This is a genomic window from Photorhabdus hindustanensis, assembly GCF_002968995.1.
GTDB lineage: Bacteria > Pseudomonadota > Gammaproteobacteria > Enterobacterales > Enterobacteriaceae > Photorhabdus > Photorhabdus akhurstii.
Genome location: NZ_PUWT01000184.1, coordinates 1 through 929, shown reverse-complemented (window position 1 = coordinate 929; position 929 = coordinate 1). Strand labels below are relative to the sequence as shown.

At 45.3% G+C, this 929-nt stretch carries 1 protein-coding gene; it reads left to right on the top strand.

The window, feature by feature from the left end; genetic code table 11:
• Positions 1–272 precede the first annotated feature (272 nt).
• Positions 273–929 (top strand): filamentous hemagglutinin N-terminal domain-containing protein (locus C6H66_RS25165; protein WP_422615637.1); only part of this gene is annotated, 657 nt, incomplete at its 3' end.

Genomic DNA, 929 nt, shown 5'->3' with positions numbered 1-929 from the left:
TATAAAATGGAGTAGAGAAATAAATTTCTTTTAAAAAATATATCCATCACGATTATAACATTGCCAGTTAATGGTAAATGTAAATTAACCCTATCGCCCTTACTATACGGTCTGGATACCCGTTTTAAKGCAAGATCACCGCCGGCAACAATTTAACCATGATTGCCGGCAGGGGTATTACTCATACTGAGGCAATTTTGTCAGCCGAAGGGGCAGTTGCAATCGCCGAAAACAGCACCGCGTTGCACTCAGCTGAAGGGAAATATATCCCGGTGACTTCTGCGCTGATTGATTTTGGATTGGGTAATGCACCCCGGCTGACAATACATGTCCCAGAAATAGCAGGCGGAATGCCGGGGATTAAACTGGCGGATAAGCAGGCACGGGTTGCCGTGAGAAATAATCTTCCTATTGTCCATATTGCAGCGCCTAACCTCAATGGTGTTTCTCATAACTATTATCAGGAGTTTAATGTTGGGGCTTTAGGACTGGTATTAAATAATGCTACCGGTGCTACACAATCCGTGTTGGCAGGACCAATTAAGGCAAACCCTCACTTTAACGGTAAGTCTGCGGAGCTGATTATTAATGAAGTGGTAGGCACTTTAACTTCAAATCTGCAAGGTCTGTTGGAAGTGGTGGGACAAAAAGCCAGTGTCTTCATTGCCAACCCGAACGGCATTACCTGTAATGGCTGTGGTTTTGTTAATACCCCGGCAGTCACCTTATCGACCGGAAAACCGGTGTTTGATAAAGACGGAGCGTTAGCAGCCTTAGCAGTGAAAAAAGGCACCATAACTATCGGTGAAAAGGGGCTGGATGCAACGGCGCAGGATGATGTCGATATTATCAGCCGGGCAGCAATATTAAATGGCAAAGTACAGGCGAAAAACCTGACGTTGACACAAGGGGCCAACCAGGTTGATTTC